The sequence below is a fragment of the Micromonospora sonchi genome (assembly GCF_014646235.1).
Lineage (GTDB): Bacteria > Actinomycetota > Actinomycetes > Mycobacteriales > Micromonosporaceae > Micromonospora > Micromonospora sonchi.
Genome location: NZ_BMNB01000094.1, coordinates 1 through 933, shown reverse-complemented (window position 1 = coordinate 933; position 933 = coordinate 1). Strand labels below are relative to the sequence as shown.

Below are 933 nucleotides of genomic sequence, written 5' to 3'. Positions count from 1 at the left end.
CCCAGTCCACATGCGGCGAGGGCTCGGCTGCGTGCAGTGTGGCGGGTAGTTGGCCGTGGCGGATGGCCATGATCATTTTGATGACGCCGGCTACTCCGGCGGCGGCTTGGGTGTGGCCGATGTTCGACTTGACCGAGCCGAGCCAGAGTGGTTGGTGGGGGGTGCGTTGGTGGCCGTAGGTGGCGATGAGTGCTTGGGCTTCGATGGGGTCGCCGAGTCGGGTGCCGGTGCCGTGTGCTTCGACGGCGTCGATGTCGGTGTTGGTGAGGTGGGAGTTGGTGAGTGCTTGTCGGATGACGGCTTGTTGGGCGGTGCCGTTGGGGGCGGTGAGGCCGTTGCTGGCGCCGTCCTGGTTGATTGCGGAGCCGCGGATGACGGCGAGGATGGGGTGGCCGAGTCGTTGTGCGTCGGAGAGCCGTTCGAGCAGCAGCAGACCGGCTCCCTCGGCGAAGGCGGTCCCGTCGGCCTTGTCCGAGAACGACTTGCACCTGCCATCGACGGCCAGCCCGTGCTGCCGGCTGAACTCGACGAACGTCCCGGGCCGGGACATCACGGTGACGCCGCCGGCCAGTGCTGCGGTGCATTCGCCGCGTCGTAGTGCCTGGACTGCGAGGTGGATGGCGACCAGGGAGGAGGAGCAGGCGGTGTCGATGGTCATCGCGGGTCCGGTGAATCCGAAGGTGTACGCGATGCGGCCGGAGGCGACGCTGATCTGTGAGCCGGTGAGTAGGTGTCCGTCGGTGTTGTTGACGGGTTGGTCCAGTCGTGGACCGTAGTCCGAGGCCATCATGCCGACGAAGACGCCGGTGGCCGAGCCGCGCAGTGTGGTGGCGTCGATGCCGGCGCGTTCGATGGTCTCCCAGGCTGTTTCCAGGAGGATCCTCTGCTGCGGGTCCATGGCCAGCGCCTCACGCGGACTGATCCCGAAGAAGC

The 933-nt window shown here is 67.2% G+C and carries 1 protein-coding gene; it reads right to left on the bottom strand.

Features of this window, described 5'->3' with window-relative positions:
- On the bottom strand, nucleotides 1-933 hold a 933-nt coding region (locus IEY61_RS30900; protein ID WP_189050886.1), incomplete at both ends, for a beta-ketoacyl synthase N-terminal-like domain-containing protein.